Annotated in this window: 14 protein-coding genes and 1 pseudogene; 8 read left to right on the top strand and 7 right to left on the bottom strand. The window is 53.6% G+C overall.

All coding sequences use genetic code 11. The annotated features are described in order from the left end of the window. The 5 genes from R3C20_10465 to R3C20_10445 form a co-directional block, all read left to right on the top strand. A partial coding sequence (locus R3C20_10465; GenBank protein MEZ6040920.1) for a hypothetical protein occupies positions 1–183 on the top strand: 183 nt, incomplete at its 5' end. Positions 184–253: 70 nt separating this feature from the next. After that, positions 254–1,309: a cytochrome c oxidase subunit 3 gene (locus tag R3C20_10460; protein MEZ6040919.1), complete on the top strand. Its 1,056-nt coding sequence runs from the start codon at positions 254–256 to the stop codon at positions 1,307–1,309. Between the two features lie 65 nt (positions 1,310–1,374). After that, a complete protein-coding gene (locus tag R3C20_10455) occupies positions 1,375–1,797 on the top strand; it encodes a cytochrome C oxidase subunit IV family protein (GenBank protein MEZ6040918.1) in 423 nt (140 codons plus the stop codon). A 108-nt stretch (positions 1,798–1,905) separates the two neighbouring features. Then, a complete protein-coding gene (locus R3C20_10450; GenBank protein ID MEZ6040917.1) occupies positions 1,906–2,850 on the top strand; it encodes an ABC transporter ATP-binding protein in 945 nt (314 codons plus the stop codon). Further along, positions 2,847–3,689 (top strand): ABC transporter permease, encoded by an 843-nt coding sequence (locus R3C20_10445; protein MEZ6040916.1) that lies wholly within the window; start codon positions 2,847–2,849, stop codon positions 3,687–3,689. Before R3C20_10450 ends, R3C20_10445 begins: the two co-directional genes overlap by 4 nt. A gap of 66 nt (positions 3,690–3,755) precedes the next feature. Here the strand turns inward: R3C20_10445 and R3C20_10440 are convergent, their stop codons facing one another. Further along, complete coding sequence (locus R3C20_10440) at positions 3,756–5,027, bottom strand: glycosyltransferase (GenBank protein ID MEZ6040915.1); 1,272 nt, start codon at positions 5,025–5,027, stop codon at positions 3,756–3,758. 478 nt (positions 5,028–5,505) lie between these two features. Here R3C20_10440 and R3C20_10435 point away from each other — a divergent pair, with 478 nt between their 5' ends. The 3 genes from R3C20_10435 (at position 5,506) to smpB (ending at position 7,736) form a co-directional block, all read left to right on the top strand. Further along, a complete protein-coding gene (locus R3C20_10435) occupies positions 5,506–5,910 on the top strand; it encodes a hypothetical protein (protein ID MEZ6040914.1) in 405 nt (134 codons plus the stop codon). Between the two features lie 414 nt (positions 5,911–6,324). Then, a complete protein-coding gene (locus tag R3C20_10430) occupies positions 6,325–7,209 on the top strand; it encodes an SDR family oxidoreductase (protein MEZ6040913.1) in 885 nt (294 codons plus the stop codon). Between the two features lie 41 nt (positions 7,210–7,250). Further along, a complete protein-coding gene (smpB, locus tag R3C20_10425) occupies positions 7,251–7,736 on the top strand; it encodes an SsrA-binding protein SmpB (protein ID MEZ6040912.1) in 486 nt (161 codons plus the stop codon). 60 nt (positions 7,737–7,796) lie between these two features. Here smpB and R3C20_10420 read toward each other — a convergent pair whose 3' ends face one another. The 6 genes and pseudogenes from R3C20_10420 to R3C20_10395 form a co-directional block, all read right to left on the bottom strand. Then, on the bottom strand, positions 7,797–8,270 hold the full coding sequence (locus tag R3C20_10420) for a hypothetical protein (GenBank protein MEZ6040911.1): 474 nt from the start codon (positions 8,268–8,270) through the stop codon (positions 7,797–7,799). A gap of 465 nt (positions 8,271–8,735) precedes the next feature. Further along, the gene (locus R3C20_10415; protein ID MEZ6040910.1) at positions 8,736–11,198 is read right to left on the bottom strand and encodes a DNA gyrase subunit B; all 2,463 of its coding nucleotides are present in this window, start codon (positions 11,196–11,198) and stop codon (positions 8,736–8,738) included. Between the two features lie 86 nt (positions 11,199–11,284). Then, complete coding sequence (locus R3C20_10410; protein MEZ6040909.1) at positions 11,285–11,599, bottom strand: DUF721 domain-containing protein; 315 nt, start codon at positions 11,597–11,599, stop codon at positions 11,285–11,287. A gap of 21 nt (positions 11,600–11,620) precedes the next feature. Further along, positions 11,621–12,733 (bottom strand): DNA polymerase III subunit beta, encoded by a 1,113-nt coding sequence (gene dnaN, locus R3C20_10405; protein ID MEZ6040908.1) that lies wholly within the window; start codon positions 12,731–12,733, stop codon positions 11,621–11,623. A gap of 255 nt (positions 12,734–12,988) precedes the next feature. Next, positions 12,989–14,241: pseudogene (locus R3C20_10400) on the bottom strand (DUF1501 domain-containing protein). A gap of 203 nt (positions 14,242–14,444) precedes the next feature. Further along, positions 14,445–16,169 carry a CocE/NonD family hydrolase gene (locus R3C20_10395; protein ID MEZ6040907.1) on the bottom strand — a complete coding sequence of 575 codons (1,725 nt, stop codon included), beginning with the start codon at positions 16,167–16,169 and terminating at the stop codon, positions 14,445–14,447. Positions 16,170–16,360: the final 191 nt, after the last annotated feature.

Below are 16,360 nucleotides of genomic sequence, written 5' to 3'. Positions count from 1 at the left end.
ATCGCCAGCACTGGGTATTCTGCCGCGGCCCTGATACTTTCTGTCGGTTATTTCATACTGACGCTTCAATTTGCAATTCGTCGAGACGACATTCGTGCTCGGCGATTGATGTTTGGTTCCCTGATCTGCCTTCCGATGCTGCTGCTGGTCATGGTGGCTGATTTTATTCGGATGACCTCTTAGGTCGCCGCGACTCAAAGGCAGTCGCTTGTTGCTTCCAGAACCTTTAGTTTGTTCCAGAATCTGATTTCCCATGTCGCACTCAGCACAGCCTTCCGCCCTGAAAATGGGTATTCCGATTCCCAACTCTAAACTGGGGATGTGGCTATTTCTTGGCACAGAAATCATGTTCTTTACGGCCTTTATCGGGTCGTATATTGTGTTGAGACTGGGTTCACCCGGCTGGCCGGACAATCCTGCCGATACCCATATCAATATCTTTCTTGGTGGCGTCAATACGTTCGTGTTGATTGTCTCCAGTTTCTGCGTGGTCGTTGCGCACGAAGCAATGGCAAACAAGAACTACACCAAAGCCAGATCCTGGTTGACCTACACCATGATCCTTGCATTCGTCTTTCTGGGTATTAAGTCAATTGAGTACTCCGGCAAGTTCGCTCACGACATCCTTCCCGGGCACATCGCAGAAACTCCATCACAGGCGATCGCGAAGATCGATCGCGAACTGGAGGCCGTTGTTCGCGAACGATTTGCTCGCTACACAGACAGTGGAGCGGTGGTTGCTGCCGAGCCCAATGATATTAAGACTGTCGTGAATCAAATTGCAGCCCTGACTGCTGCAGGGCCAGGTGAAGATGCGGACAAATCCGCGGCCGAATCCCTCAAGCAGGACGTTGACGGCGATATCGAGCTATTCCGTAAGTATATGGATCTTCACGATCACATGGTCGCGAACATTTCGCTGTCGATCCCGGCAACGGGTCCTGAGTACGTGGACGCTCGCTCGAAACTCAAAGAGGGAGAAGCATTTCCTGCATTGACGCTGGGCGAAGTCAGTACTTTTCTCGATGAGCTCAAGTCGAATTCAAAATACGGTAGCTATGTGTCAGCGGGCGTATTGCCGCCCCATCCCATGCTGTACGGAAACCTGTTTGCGTCACTTTATTTTCTGATCACGGGGTTTCATGCGATCCACGTCCTTGTTGGAATGACTCTGTTCGCAATTCCACTGCTGCAGGGAGCCAACCTGGATGGCAAATGGACGGATTGGGTCGAGAACAGTGGTCTGTACTGGCACTTTGTGGACCTTGTCTGGATCTTCGTATTTCCATTGCTGTACATCATTCATTAGTGCCGCAGCTTCGCCTCAGGTCCTTCCTCCCCGGCTCGATCATTCAGTTACGGATTCACGCGACAATGTCATCCGAAAATCACGATACCCATCACGTCAACTATTTAGCGGTGTTTGCAGTTCTTTGCCTCTGCACCGGCTTGTCGGTTGCATTTGACGTTCTGCACTTTTCAAAGCCTGTGACCATCGTGCTGGTTACTGCTGTCGCCATGGCCAAAGCGCTTTGCGTGATGATGTTCTTCATGCACCTGAAGTTCGAAGGAAACTGGAAGTACGTTCTGCTGGCCCCCACCACGATATTGGCCATTGGATTGCCCCTCGCTTTGATGCCAGACATCGGCGTTCCATACTACACAAGCACCGCCCCACAGTATCATTCGTGGGGTGACGAAGCTAAGGCGTATCACCACGAGCATGCGGACAATGAGCATGAACCGGTCAACGACAGTGAGTCTGTTGAGTCAGACGCACATTCCGATCAGGGATAGTTTTCAGTGTCATTCTGATCGTCCAAAGATGCCTGAAACCTTACGCTCTCCGGGATCATTCTCTGAGAGCGTTTTTCGTGTACTTTCAGGCGTAGGTAGACTGCTGACATGATCATTGCACAGGACCTTTCCTATCGATATGGCACGCAGTTGGCTGTCGACAGAGTCACTTTTGGAGTGCCCAAAGGTGAAATGTTCGGCCTGTTGGGGCCCAATGGTTCGGGCAAAACAACTCTGTTTCGCATTCTGTGCACGCTTCTGCCTGTCCAGAAAGGCAGGGCCGTCGTCAATGGATTTGATCTGGCTGCACAGCCACAGAGTGTTCGTGCTTCGATCGGCATTACGTTTCAGTCTCCGGCCATCGATCCCCGTTTGACAGTGGAGCAGAATCTGAGCTGCCATGGGCAGATCTTCGGCCTGAGAAGACATGCGATTCAAACCCGATCGGATTCGTTACTTTCGCAGTTCCAGATGGAACGATACCGAAGCACCCCAGGAAGCAAGCTTTCCGGCGGGCAGAAGCGGCGAATCGAATTGATTATGGGGTTGCTGCATTCACCGTCCGTTTTATTCCTGGACGAACCAACTACCGGCCTTGATGTTCGCTCCCGTCAGCAGTTCTTTGCGACACTTGCCGACGTGCGTCGGGCAGAGGGAACAACTGTTGTGATTGCGACTCATCTGATGGAAGAGGCGGAACTCTGCGATCGAATCATGTTGATGAATCATGGGGGCGTCGTCGCGACGGATACACCGGCCAGTCTGAAATCACAGATTTCCGGTGACCGGCTGACCGTTTCATGTCGAGCGCTGAATGAAGTTCGTGATTTCTGTACCGGTCGATTGAACATCACCCCACAAGTGCTCAGCTCGAACGAGCTGACGATGCATGTAGAAAATGCGGGGGAACTTGCTTCGCAAATTCTCACAGAGTGCAGGGCGTTTGTCGAAAGCGTTTATGTCAGCCGTCCCTCACTTGAAGATGTCTTCCTGCAGTTGACCGGCGGTTCGCTGGCTGGCGCAGCGGAAACCCAGGAGTCGCAGGAAAGATGAGTGGATCATCCCCTTCAACAGTCCAAGCGGCATGGGCGTTGGCAAAACGCGAATTGATTCGTTTTCTGGGTCAGCGGACACGTGTGGTGGGGGCGATTGGGCAGCCTGTGATTTTCTGGATTTTGTTTGGGGCTGGTCTCCGAAGCTCTTTCAGGACACCGTCATGGGCGGAATCTCTGAATCGATCACTTTCATACCAGGAGTATTTCTTCCCTGGTATTGCGGTCCTGATCGTGATGTTCACGGCCATTTTTTCGACGATCTCTATTATCGAAGATCGTCGCGAAGGTTTCCTGCAGGGGGTTCTGGTTGCTCCTGTTTCACGAAGTTCCATCGTATTAGGCAAGTTGATTGGAGGAACCCTGTTGTCTCTGCTTCAGGCGGGTCTCTTTATCGCCGTTGGCCCCTTGTTGTCGCTTGTCGGTCTCGCACCTGAATTTGATCCCGACTGGTCATTCATTCGAATTCTGATGGCAACCGGTTTTCTGGCACTTATTGCATTCGAACTTACTGCGATCGGATTCCTGATTGCCTGGCCGATGAATTCATCACAGGGATTTCATGCTGTGATGAGCATCTTTCTTATGCCAATGTGGCTCGTATCTGGCGCGTTTTTTCCGGGAGCAGATGCCGGGTGGCTAACCTGGCTGATACGACTCAATCCGCTGACCTATGGCGTAGCCGGGCTTCGCAGGATACTTTATGCCGTACCACTTCCCGCGACACCGGAATTGCCTTCTATGCCTGCCTGTCTGACAATGACGGCAATAACCGTGTCGATTACAACCGCATTCGCCGTCTGGCTCGTGTCGCGGCCTTCCTCGCACAATGCCGTATAGTGGAATGTCCTCCGTGGAATCCATTTCTGTAAACCATGGTCACCTGCAGCCTGATTACAGCGTGAGTCATGCAGCCTGACGGCCCGAATCTGTGTGCGTTGCTTCATCCGGCCGTGTTGATGTCAGGAAGTTGCGATAAGAATGAATCTGGTGTCCTGACAGAGCCTTTACGACACCCAGGAAAAATGCGGCGTTCACCAGAAGGAAGCTGAAGCAGGTTGCGGCACCGGGGATTCGAATGCCTCGGGCTTTTGTAAGCCATCCGACGAATGCAAGTAGATAGAAACACACCAGGGGCGAAAGAACCCCGATGGTCAACGGCCCGGGGGAGATCGCATTGAGGCCGATCCCGGAAATCGTCGCACCCAGAAGAAATACGGGCGACAGCCATCGACCCAGCTTGTGCGACCAGAGCGCAAAGGCGTAGCCGGTGCTTTTGAACGGATTCAACAATGAGGAACGGAGCCAGGTTCCCTGCCAGTTTCGGAGTGTCATTCGTATGCGTTTTCGCCAGACGACATCCGCTCCGTACTCGAACTGGTCGAAACAAACAGCATTGTCATCCTGGACAACTCGAAATCCCTGGTTAACTACATCCAGCGGCACAATACAGTCCTCACCAATGGATGGATTCATCTCAACAAAAAGGGAACGTCGCAAAGCAAAGCAGGAACCGGCTACTACGGCCAGCAAACCAAGTTGCGTCTCCAGACGTCGCAATTTGAGTTCGTAGTTCCAGAAGAAACCCTGACCGGAGATGACGGCGTGTTCTCCTGGTGGAGCGAATAAAAGGTGACCAGCTACTGCACCGACTTGTGGATCAAGGAACTGCCCGGCTGCACTTCGAAGAAACTGATGGTCAAAGACGACATCGGCGTCAGTGAAGACGATTACGTCCGCTCGAATATCCGCGATCGCTCCATTTTGCGTGGCAGTCTTGCCGAGTCCAGGGCTTTCGTACAGACGGATGGCAGGCTCAGTCGAGGTTCGATTCCTGATCAGATGGCGGACGATGTCACAGGTTGCATCTGTGCATCCATCGGCTGCGACGACAATTTCCAGCCGATCTGCTGGGAAGTTGCAATCCTGCAGATTCCGGATGCGTTTCGCGATGTGTCCCGCTTCATTGTGTGCTGTGACAAGGACGGAAACGCTCGGAAGCAAGGCCTCGTCATGCTCCGATCGAGGCGTCTGCGTCGACTGTCCAGGAGTTCTTCGAAACGTCGTCAGCAGCTGAAGGCAACGACCGTATCCGTCGTAGACCCAATACAAGGCCCCCAGACACGTGCAAAAGACTATCCAAAACGCAGCATCAATGGCGGAGAGGTGATTTAACACGGTGTCGTTCCTTCGACGATTTCGTTTGTACAACCCAAAACGGTTGCAGCCGGAGTTGCCCGGTTTCTCCTCGGCGTATTCTAACGGAACGCATCCAAGGCACCAAGGTGATTGCGATCACGGCGAACAGGCTGTGGCGTGATGTGTTGTCCGGCAAAATGGCCTTTTTTCTGCATCGGCCCGGCTCAACAATGCCATTTGTATGGTTTCTGTGCCGTTGGTCAGCACGACGCTGCCTGAACCGCCGGAGAATTGCAGTGGGCGGAAATCTCCTTGTGTGTTCATTTCTACCGACATTTTGTGGCATAAATCGAGAGCACGACCGGCACGATCTCACTGGCGGCCCTTCCATGGCGTTCGCTCACCCGACTGATTCGAGCGTCTTCTGATTCCCTTGAAATTTGGGGGAAAGATCACACGCTGGTCTGTCGACTTCCCTGAAACCAAAGTGTGCAACGCGTCCATGGGAGGGCATCAAATGAATGATGAATTGCAGAATCAAATTCGCGAACTTTTGAGCCGTGGACAAAACATTGAAGCGATCAAACGAGTTCGTGAAGAGACCGGCTGGAACCTGGCGGAGGCAAAGAGAGCCGTAGAGCAGCTTGACGAGGCGGAGCATCCCAACGAAGCCGATGCACTCCATGCGAACGCCCCGTCAGATGGAAAAGGTGATCTCCAGGAAATTGTTGCCCTGCTGCAGAACGGCAGGAAGCTGGAGGCCATCAAGTTGTTCCGCAACCAAACCCGGGCAGGATTGAAGGAAGCGAAGCAGGCCGTGGAACTTATCGCGGCGAAGCATGGCATCGAAGAGCCCAAAGGAAGTGGTTGCCTGAGTATCGTTGTTTTGCTGGTCATTACCGCATTCTGGCTGGCGCGTTGACGCAGCAGATATTGACCGTCGACACGGTGGAGCGTCAGGTTCGGAAGTCTGGCCCGGGTTGAAGTCTGGCCCGGGTTGAAGTCTGGCATCGTGTGCAAGCTGGAATGCCGTGAGTGTGGCTTGAGAGTTCTCCGTTCTGTTCCAGAATGGGAATGATCTGGACGAGGTCGTCGTTCCGGAAATTCCCAGTGCGGCTTTATCCCGGATTTCGCGGGATTCTCGATTATCCCGCGCTTTTAGCTCCGAACACGGCTCACTTGTCGAAGCGGGCCGGATGCGTAGAATCTGCGACTCAGACCACTACATTCGGCGACCAAATCCTCGCAATTCACAACCATTAACAGCCTGTAAACGTTCATGTCTGGTGATTTCTGGAAGTACATCAATCAGACCGGCTCCCTTGAAAGCAACTAAGTGCTTGACACTTACAACGAACGCTGGGCACTGATCACAGGTGCCTCGTCGGGAATCGGTGCTGAATTTGCGTCGCAACTCGCTGGCCGGGGAATGCACTTGATTCTTGCTGCGCGACGCTTTGACCGCCTGAAGCAACTGGCTGAAGAATTGAATACTCGACACGGCACGAATTGCCATATCGTGACGATCGATCTCTCAGACGAAGACGCACCGCGGCGTTTAATCCAGGAAGTCGACCGGCTGGGCGTAGAAATCGAATTGTTGGTAAACAACGCTGGCGTGGCATTGATCGGCGACATTGAGACGACGTCTGTAGAACATGTCCATCGGATGCTGAATCTGAATATTCAGGCTCTCACAGAACTCACCTACCGCGTACTTCCCGGCATGCTGCATCGGGGCCACGGAGCGATCGTTAACCTTTCATCTCAGGCTGCGTTTCAGCCGGTGGCTTTCATGTCGGCATACGCGGCCAGTAAATCATACGTTCTCCATTTCAGCGAAGCACTGTGGGCGGAAGCCCGAAGTCGTGGTGTCACTGTTCTTGCCTTATGCCCGGGAGTGACCCAGACTGAATTATTCGATACTGCCGGAGTACCAGGCTGGCTCGAAAAACATTCAGCAATGCCGGCATATCGCGTCGTAAAGAAAGCGCTGAAGGCCATGGAAAAACGCAGGCAGTTCATTGTTCCTGGCTGGAAGAACTACCTGCTGACACTTCTTGTTCGCATGGCCACTCGACGCACTGCAGTGAACGAATCGAAACGGTTCTTTCGCCCAAGTGCTCGCAATGTACAGGCAGACAATTCACCACAGGGGATGGATCACTCGCCCGCAAATTCTTCTGTTTCCGGCTCCGATCACGAAACCACCACTGGCTGACATGGGTTCTCGCCAGTTCAGCGACAGGATCAGAAAACGCAATGGCTGCCAAAGGGCAAAAAAAGAACTCGAAAGATGACCCGAATTCCCGGGTTGTTTGCACAAATCGCCGCGCCAGGCATGAGTACGAGATACTCGACCAGCTGGATTGCGGTGTTGTGCTGCTGGGCAGTGAAGTCAAAAGCATTCGCAACAACAAGATCACAATTGAAGAGGCCTACGCACGAGTTGAGAATGGGGAAGTTTGGCTGTTGAATGCGGATATTGCCGAGTATCCGCAGGCTACAATGTTCAACCATGAACGCCGCCGGGATCGCAAACTACTTCTCAACAAGAGAGAGGTTCGCAAGTTTGCCGAGCCTGCTGGACATGACGGACTCACGCTCGTGCCGCTCAGTGTTTTCTTTGCCAATGGACTTGTCAAAGTTCGTCTGGGCCTTTGTCGCGGCCGAAAGCTGCACGACAAACGTCAAAAGATGAAAGACCTGGCAGATCGTCGAGATATGCAGGCAGCACAGCGGCGTTGATGTGCCTGAGTCCGGGCCACAATTGCGGGGCCGGATTCCAACGCCACAACTCCGGAATCACTAATCGATGAATGCTGTGCGCAACTCCTGAATCGCCTGCTCCTGAGCTCTGGACAGGCAACTGTGTCCCAGATACCCCCCAGCGGCGAATGCGACCTGATACGCTCGTTCAATGGTAATGTCCTGAAAACTCCGGAGTGCCTCCGCGCTTGCAAATCTGCGAAGAGCTCCGATGTAGTCCTTCCATTTGCGGAAGAGATCCATCCCGGGATTATGGTGAATCCATTCCTGAACGGTCTCGAATTGCACAGATTCGATCGCGATTCCGTTTTCAACCAGGATCTCAAGAATATCGCGCTTCTGGCCCTTCTTCAGCACGCCGTTGGCCCATGCAATGTGTGCCAGCGGTGCCAGCAGCATGATGTTGATGGAATCCATTCGGACACCGCACCGCAGGAGTTCCGTCATCAGGCTTTCGTTGGACGCACCTTTACACAGCATGCCGCTCGAGTCTAGTGATTTTGATGCATACATGGTTTGCATTTCTGCGATTCGGTTGCGTCGTCAAACTAACCAATGGATCAAGTATCGCCCCTGAAAACGAATGCTTCGCTTTCAGTCAGTCCTGTCGTCTTTGGAGCAGACGTCAGAAGGCTGTGCGTGCAGCTAAGATGTGCCTTGAATGGATGCTTCGCGTCTTTGTTTCCGGATTGAACGCACGAATTCGTGACGGTTCCCCGCAGGGCTCCAAAATGTTGGTAGAACGCACGTAACCGAATCGTTGAGTATGAGCAATAGCCAGTACATCTACGCCAATGCCGCAGGGTTATTCCCCTCATCAAGCGCCGTGACCAATGTTGCGGTTATTCACCGGTAGTTTAATCTGATCAACAGCGACGAAATCGGGGACAGGTGTGATGTGAACACACCGCGCAAAAAGAACGGCAGTCGGCTGTGATACCGACTGCCGTTCATATCAGTCAATGCGGGCATGGATTATCAAATGTCGAGTTCTTTGACATCCAGCGCATGTTTTTCAATGAATTCTCGGCGTGGTTCAACCTGATCGCCCATCAGAATTCGAAAGATCTCATCTGCAGCGGCTGCATCTTCAGACCTGACCTGCAGCAAAACTCGCTTTTCAGGGTCCATACTGGTGTCCCACAGTTCCTCTGAGTTCATTTCGCCCAGTCCTTTGAAGCGTGTCAAAGTCAGGCCACGTTCACCCAGTTTGCGAAGTTCAACGAGTAACTCTCGAAGGCTTGCCAGTTGTACGACGTGATCTTCGCGTTCAATGCGAAATGGCAGAATCATTTCTGCATTTCGAATGCCTGCCGGAACAAAGTCCGTTACGTAAAAACCGTAGTCTTTCAGTTGAGCAAAAACCTCGTTCAAAGATTTGATTTCGTGCAGATCAACCAACTGGTACTGCAGTTCCGGTCGGATCGGATTGCCCTCTGCATCTGTCTTCGCGGGCGTCTGACTGGCATGTTCCTGTTCGAATTTTGCCTGCAGCTCTTTGACGAATGCGTCTGCCTGATCTCGGTTCAGAAACCATCGTTCACTGTCACCTGACAGCACACGGTACCGTGGGAGTCGGTCTTTTTCTTCAGAGTTCTGCTTTTGCAGATACCTCATGTCGATTCCGCGGCGTTCCAGCAATTCCAGTGGCTGTTCCATCTGAGTCAGCATGTCGACCAGCCGCTGAAGGGTTTCGCCTTCGAAGGTTGTGCCATCCGATTTTACGACAAGCTTCGCTCCGTCCATGCCCAGAGAGATTAACTCCGTCATCATTTGCTGGTGGGTCTGGACGTAGCGAGTCTTCTTTTTCTGGACAACGCGGTAAAGGGGTGGTTGAGCGATATAGATATGACCGCCATCCACCAGGTCTCGCATGTGTCGGAACAAGAAGGTCAAAAGCAGTGTTCGAATATGGCTTCCGTCGACGTCTGCGTCGGTCATCACAATGATCTTGCCATACCGTCGCTTGCTGATGTCCATTTCTTCGCCCCCGGCACCCGGCGACAGACCAATAGCGCGGAAGAGGTTCGAGATTTCGTTATTGTCCAGAACCTTGACCAGCTGGGCCTTTTCTACATTCAGGATCTTTCCTCGAAGAGGAAGGATGGCCTGTATGCTGGAATCCCGGCCAGTGTCGGCCGAACCGCCGGCCGAGTCGCCTTCCACCAGGTACAGTTCGGTTGATTCCAGGTCTCGACTTCGGCAGTCTCGCAACTTTTCCGGAAGTCCACCGGTGGTAATCGCTCCTTTGCGGCGAACCATATCACGCGATTTGCGAGCGGCTTCGCGAGCTTCGGCCGCATTGATAGCCTTGGCAATCAGCTTCTTGGCCACTGAAGGATTTTCCTCCAGGTACTTCATCAGTCCTTCGCCCATTACCGTCTGCACAATGCCTTCGACTTCGGCATTCACCAGCTTCACTTTTGTCTGGGCTTCGAATTTTGGATCCGGAACACGCACTGAAATCACAGCGGTCAGACCCTCACGAAAGTCCTCCCCGCTGGGTGACATATCTTTGAACAGGTTTTCTTTTTTGGCGTAGGTGTTCATCGAGCGAGTCAATGCAGCTCGAAAGCCACTCACGTGGGTTCCGCCATCGCTGTTGTAGATATTATTTGCGAAGGCTCTTACGTTTTCGGTGTATCCATCGTTTTGCTGGATGGCGATATCAACCTGGACACCATCGGCTTCTCCACTGATACGAATCACGTCGGGAATGATGGCGGTTTGTGTTCGGTTGAGGTACTTGACGAATTCGATCAGGCCTTCTTCATAGTGGAAGGATTCCACGCGATCGACGCGTTCGTCACGCAGATTGATCCGAACGCCGGGCGTGAGGAACGCCAGTTCCTGCATTCGTCTGGTGAGTGTGTCCAGGGAGAACTTTGTTTCAGGAAAGATGCTCGGATCCGGGAGGAACGAGAGCCTGGTTCCTGTGGTTTCCGAACGACCAAGCTGTCGCAATTCGGACGTGCGTCGTCCCTTTTCAAAATCCATGACCCACAGGAAACCTTCACGGCGAATTTCGGCCGTCAACCAGGCGCTCAGGGCGTTGACGGCGGTGATCCCTACGCCGTGCAGACCGCCGGTGCCGGTCTTGTAGCCACTTGTTCGATCGAACTTACCACCTGCATGGATTTCGGTGAGCACGACTTCCAGTGCGGTACGATCGTCGCCCTTGACGAGCCCGATGGGAATCCCTCGCCCGTCGTCGTTGATCGAAACGCTTTCATCCAGATTGATCTGGACGTTAATTTCGGTAGCGTGGCCGTTCACGGCTTCATCGATACTATTGTCGACGACTTCGTAAACCAGATGGTGAAGGCCTCCCAGCCCCGTATCGCCGATATACATGGCAGGGCGTGTCCGAATCCCTTCGACGCCCTTCAGGTGACGAATATCGGAACCATCATAACTGCCCGCGGCTTCTGACTCTGACACAACTTCGCCTTTCCAAAGCGATGTACGCCGCCAACGGGGGGAACTGCACGAGTTGTGCAGGTGTGGCCGGCAAAAGTGAACTAAACTTAACGTACTCGAGTGTATCGAAGGTTTTTGATGTTGGATTCGGGCACTCGATTCTGCATCTGCTGCAGGACATCCATGTGCATAAAACTTCTCAGTTGCTCCAGGACCGCGCTGTTGGTCACGGCAATGTCCAGGACCCCAGCCTTGACTCCCCGAGCCCAGCAGTGACGACCGATCTCTTCGCCGACCACTTGTTTCCAGTGAGCGTCGAGACTTGCGGTGGCCGATGTTTCTGTCAAGCCGCGTCGCCGAATGAGATTAGACACCAGGCTCGACAGATGACGCGGCCGATGCGTCAGGTCATCGTCATTCATGACGTAGTTTCCTCACAGCGATCAACTGTCACGTGAAAGCGGCATGATGACGTATGTGTAAGAATCTTCGACGCGAAACACAGCAGCAGTTTCAGAATCTGTCAGTTGCAGATCGACCAGTGTCTCCGGTGAGAGGACTCGCAGAAATTCTGACACGTACCGCGGATCGAACGTAATTCTGATTTCTTCGTGTTCGTATTCGATGGGGAGTTCGACCTTGGATTCACCCACATCATTTGCCTGACTGCTGAGCGTCAGCATGGAGTTACCAAAATGGAAGTCAACCCCTCGACTCTCTTCGTCAGTGACAATCTGGGACTGACGCACGGCAGCGAGGAACGGAGCTACGGGCACCGGCACATTCACGGCACCGGATGCCGGAATCACGTCGCGATACCTTGGAAATCGGCCTTCCACCAGTCGGCTGTAAACGACGCAGGCGCCCGTCCGCATCATCACGTCGTTTTCATGAAGTACAATGTCCACAAATTCGTCGGAGTTACCGATGGAGCGTTCCAGAAGAGACATTGCTTTTGCCGGGATGACCGTTGCCTTTTCCGGAGCGCCGGGGGTGCCCTGTGCTTCGTACGCGGCAGTGGCGACAGCAAGTCGACGACTGTCCGTGGCAGCCAGAGTAACGACGTCGTCTCTGAATTCGATCAACACGCCACCCAAAGCATAGCGTGTGCTTTCGGTGTCGGTTGCAAATGATGTTCGGCGTACCATCTGACGAAAGACGGCCGCCGGAATACGGAAGAAGTCCGTTTCTGCGAATTCAGGTACCGGCGGAAATTCATTCGGATCATCTGATGTCAGTCGAAACGTGGCTGACAGCGATTTCAGCATGATCATTCTTTCGTTCACATCGATATCCAGAGTTTCATCCTGAAGCTCACGAAGGATCGAGTTCACTCTCTGCGTCGGTAATAACGCATCACCTGAAGAATTTGTCGTGACGCCTTCCACTCTGTAGCGAATGGCCATTTCCTGATCCGTGCCGACCAGTTCTACTCCGTTGCTTTTCACAGACAAAAAGACATTTCGCAGAACATCTTTCGGGGTGCGAGAGGGAACCGCCGACGCGGCCACGCTGAACGCTGCAGAAAACAATGCACGATCACAGGAGAGTTGCATGGGGAGCGATACCAGTCTGAAAAAGTCCACAAAATGACAAAACAATCGGCCGCGAAGTTGCCACACGGTTCTGTAATCGCAGAACGCAGCCAGCAGATTGCTGCTGCCCCGGGTTCAGCAATTTCGGACAGATTCTGGTCCGAAAGTCCGTGCCCGCAGATGGTACCAGAAACGGCCATTTATTGGTATTGAAGGCGGGCTGTCGGAGACGCGAATATCCCCGATTTTACGGGAGTTTCCCGGCATCATGACCGACTATCCCCGGCTTTTCAGAATACCTGTGACGACATTGCCGAAAACATCGGTCAGGCTTTCATCCCGTCCCTGATGAAACCAGGTCAGGAGTTCGTGATCAAGCCCCATCAGGTGCAGAATCGTGGCATGCAAATCATGCAGATGGACACGGTCGACCACCGCTTCAAACCCAAATTCGTCGGTTTGGCCATACGTCATCCCGCCCTGGACACCCCCACCGGCCATCCACATGGAAAATCCATAGGGATTGTGATTTCGTCCTGGTGCATTGCGGCCTTCACTGAACGGCATACGTCCGAACTCGCCGCCCCAGACAACCAGAGTCTCCTCCAGCATCCCGCGTTGCTCCAGGTCGGTCAGCAATGCGGCAATGGGCTGATCCACTTCCGCGCGTGGCGACCATGATTTTTCTCAATGCTTTCGTGTGCGTCCCAGGTTTCTTCCAGATGCCCCCCTCCGGAATAAAGCTGAACAAAGCGGACGCCGCGTTCCACCAGCCGGCGGGCCACAAGGCAATTACGTCCGTATTCATCGGTTGGGTTTTGACCGATACCGTACATCGAAAGCGTCTTGTCTGATTCCTGAGACAGGTCCACAGCATCGGGAGCCTCAGACTGCATTCGATACGCAAGCTCGTAGGTTTTCATTCGCGCCAGCAGGTCGGATGCCCCTTTTCGGTCCTGAAGATGCTGCTGGTTTAACTGTTGCAGCAAATCGATCTGGTCCCGCTGCATTTCCGCTGTGATATGCTCAGGTCCTCGAAGATCCAGGATTGGGTCACCGATCGGTCGAAACAGCGTTCCCTGGTAAGCGGCTGACATGAAACCACTGGACCAGTTCGGCTGGCCACCAATGGGCCCGCCGCGCTTATCAAGTATGACCACATAACCCGGCAGGCTCTGGTTCTCTGAACCAAGACCATAGACGCACCACGATCCCAGCGAGGGTCGTCCAATCTGTGTCTTGCCGGTATTCATTGCAACCAGCGCGGATCCATGAGCGTGGCTGTCTGTGTGGCAGGAATTGATGACGGCCAGCTTGTCGGCATGACGCCGAACATTGGGGAAGTAGTCGGATATCAGCAGACCACTTTCTCCCCCAGGGCGAAATCGACGGAAGGCTGGTGTGAGAAAGCCAACCTTGCGCCCTCCGGAATTGATATATTTTTTTCCCTCAGGCAGTGGCTGCCCCGCATATTTTTCGAGGGCCGGTTTGTAATCAAACGTGTCCACCTGACTCGGCGCACCATTCATCATCAGAAAGATGCAGGACTTCGCGCCACGCATGTGAGGCCCGGGAGTCGCCCCTGTTGTCGGTTGTGCGGTGTGCGGAGCTCCCGCTGTTGCATGTGGACCAAAGAAGCCATCCTCGCTCAGCAACGATGCCATGGCCAGACCAGCGAAGCCACCTCCCATTTGCCAAATCAGTTCGCGGCGTGTATTCCGACAGGGAAAAATCATGGCTTGATCACCGGCGCAACGATACGAGAAGGATGGGTACTGCTGTGGTGGATCGTATTGTCGGCCGCGACAGCATCTGATGGCCATTCAAGGGTCAGGGGGTTGCCGTTCTGAGGATTCGGCTCATAGAGCGGAGCCCCGGTGCTGGCGATTGTTACACGAATCCGGTGCCCTGTGTTAAAAATCTGACTCATCCAGCCCACCGGAAACTGAATCCTTGTGACCTCTCCGGGATTCAGTAGTCTTTCCTGTTCAAATCCTTCGCGATACCGAGCCCGCCACGGATAGTCGACGATCAGAATTGAACGGCCGTCCGGATAGACATCGCTGATTCGGACAATGATGTCGGTATCCCGAGCTGTGGATGAGAAGAACAGATCCGCATGCACTCGACCTGTCCATTCAACCGGTTCACTCAGTGGCTCGGATGTGAATGTCAGCACATCGGCCTGCTCTTCAAATGCTCTTGCATCCTTCGCGCCGGGGAAGGCCGTTCCCGGAATCTGCATCGGGTGGTTGGGGTCGCTGTGGTACGTGGTTCCGTCGTCCTCCTGATCGGGCTTCCGCATCACAAGCCTGCCGCCCGCGTCAAGAAACATGCTGGTTAACCGGGACAAAGGTGGAAAGTCATCCGCTTCGCGCCAGGTATTTCCCGGCGCTGATGGTTCATCCACTGCGCCCATGACGTAATAACGCACAGTGGGCTCTGACATCACGCCGTTGCGGACGCCTTTGAGATGATAATTAAACCAGCGTACCATGTGGTCATGAACCGGCCAGGTGGCATTCGGGGGGTAGGTCAGCTCGCCGACTTTGTTTCCCTTGTTCGTTCGTCCATGAAGCCACGGTCCAATGACCAATTGCTGCGTGCCCTGTGATTTGACGCCTCCCTTGTGCTGACGCCCCAGAAAGCTGGCAATTGATCCCTGGTTCATGAAGTCGTACCAGCTCCCGATGGTAAAACATGGCACATTCATTTTCGCAAAGTGCAGAGTGCAGTCTTCAGCTTTCCAGTATTCGTCGTACGTAGGATGCTGGAACCATTCTTCCAGCAATCGCTGATTGTCTTCGGGATTGCGGCAAACTGCTGCCAACCCTTGAAATCGTTCCGGCCGCGTGGTTCCCCCGATCCGATATCCCTCGTGGAAGAGGCTGAGACCTGTGTCCGTCATATGCTGGCATACGAGGTGTGGAGGCTGAGTAACCGCGAGATAGTTTTGAGCGTATCCGCCCTGAGAACTTCCGAATGTTCCAACCTTCCCCGTGCACCAATCCTGCTCGGCAAGCCACTCACAGGTGTCGTAACCATCCTTCAATTCTCCCCACTGCATGGCTCGGTAGCCAACCCACGTTCCCTCCGACAGATGCGTGCCTCGATAGTTGACCAGAGCGACAACAAAACCTTCGGCTGCGAGTTCCGCGGCCGCCTTTCGTGTTCCGACCGCGCGAAGACTTGCATAGCGTTGTTCGAACACCGCTGGCCATGGGCCCTGTCCCTCAGGAAAATACAGCCAGGCAGACAGATGCTTCCCATCGCGCATGGGAATCATTGTGTGCTCTTCACGCACGCCACCCAAATCCGGATCGGAGTCCGCCTGCCAGGCGAATACGCCACTGGAACGGAAGCAGAGCAAAACAAGGATGACACAAATCTGTACGGGTGATCTGCCGATTGACCCAATTAAGAGTTGTCCGAACGATGGAATCGGATAACGCAACATGGATTACCCTTTTACAACAGGGACGGAATTCAAAACAACATCGAGGATTCAGAATGGAATCGCCAGCATCATAACCCGCCTGCCTGGCGAGAGCGACCGTTGCAGCTTCAAACGGCCTTGTGTTCATGGCCTGTGAGTACTTGCATCGAAACTCAGGTCGGCAGTCTCTTCTACTGAACCTGCGTCGCCGA

The sequence above is a fragment of the Planctomycetaceae bacterium genome (assembly GCA_041398825.1).
Taxonomy (GTDB): domain Bacteria; phylum Planctomycetota; class Planctomycetia; order Planctomycetales; family Planctomycetaceae; genus F1-80-MAGs062.
Note: the sequence above shows the minus strand (reverse complement) of the source record. Positions and strands in the feature narration are given on the sequence as shown.

Excerpts from the sequence above, each read along its gene's own strand:
- R3C20_10460 (MEZ6040919.1), top strand. The coding sequence starts at position 254 with ATGTCGCACTCAGCACAGCCTTCCGCCCTGAAAATGGGTATTCCGATT.
- R3C20_10455 (MEZ6040918.1), top strand. The coding sequence starts at position 1,375 with ATGTCATCCGAAAATCACGATACCCATCACGTCAACTATTTAGCGGTG.
- R3C20_10450 (MEZ6040917.1), top strand. The coding sequence starts at position 1,906 with ATGATCATTGCACAGGACCTTTCCTATCGATATGGCACGCAGTTGGCT.
- R3C20_10445 (MEZ6040916.1), top strand. The coding sequence starts at position 2,847 with ATGAGTGGATCATCCCCTTCAACAGTCCAAGCGGCATGGGCGTTGGCA.
- R3C20_10435 (MEZ6040914.1), top strand. The coding sequence starts at position 5,506 with ATGAATGATGAATTGCAGAATCAAATTCGCGAACTTTTGAGCCGTGGA.
- smpB (MEZ6040912.1), top strand. The coding sequence starts at position 7,251 with ATGGCTGCCAAAGGGCAAAAAAAGAACTCGAAAGATGACCCGAATTCC.
- R3C20_10420 (MEZ6040911.1), bottom strand. The coding sequence starts at position 8,270 with ATGTATGCATCAAAATCACTAGACTCGAGCGGCATGCTGTGTAAAGGT.
- R3C20_10410 (MEZ6040909.1), bottom strand. The coding sequence starts at position 11,599 with ATGAATGACGATGACCTGACGCATCGGCCGCGTCATCTGTCGAGCCTG.
- dnaN (MEZ6040908.1), bottom strand. The coding sequence starts at position 12,733 with ATGCAACTCTCCTGTGATCGTGCATTGTTTTCTGCAGCGTTCAGCGTG.
- R3C20_10395 (MEZ6040907.1), bottom strand. The coding sequence starts at position 16,169 with ATGTTGCGTTATCCGATTCCATCGTTCGGACAACTCTTAATTGGGTCA.